The organism is Corallococcus sp. AB038B (assembly GCF_003668955.1).
GTDB lineage: Bacteria > Myxococcota > Myxococcia > Myxococcales > Myxococcaceae > Corallococcus > Corallococcus exiguus.
The window spans coordinates 1-434 of record NZ_RAWO01000138.1; the positions used below are offsets into that span (position 1 = coordinate 1).

Here is a 434-nt window from a genome sequence, read left to right on the forward strand (position 1 = left end):
ATCGCGGATTGGGTTCAAAGATGTTTTCGAATAAAATCTAATTTCGTCAATATCGAAGAGTAGACACCAGGTTTAATCCTCTCGGCATTTGTACCATGAGATGTGATGCCGAATAAATACCAACGATGGTCTGTTTGATTAAGAATCATCAACGGGCCGCCACTATCGCCTTCTAAAAGCAAAAAAACACTTCTTCAGAATGAGTCATTTTCAATTTCCTTCTTCTGTTCTTTTTGTTCCGGGACGAAAACAAAATCAACTAATTCTGCTTCAAGGTGACGGAAGGACAAGCTCAATGGCAATTCAATGCCAATCCGGATCCATTCTCTTCGACTGAACCTCAATGGACGGCTTATAGCAAAGAAGATAATGAATTAATTGAACAAAAATTCCAATCTCAAGCGCGGAAAACCGAACTAAAAAGTTATGTCATT

General features: G+C 38.7%; 1 protein-coding gene. It reads right to left on the minus strand.

Annotation, left to right across the window (positions count from 1 at the left end; translation table 11 throughout):
• Window positions 1-14 precede the first annotated feature (14 nt).
• Window positions 15-182, minus strand: coding sequence for a trypsin-like serine protease (locus D7Y04_RS46910; protein ID WP_121763072.1), 168 nt, complete (start codon window positions 180-182; stop codon window positions 15-17).
• Between the last annotated feature and the right edge of the window lie 252 nt (window positions 183-434).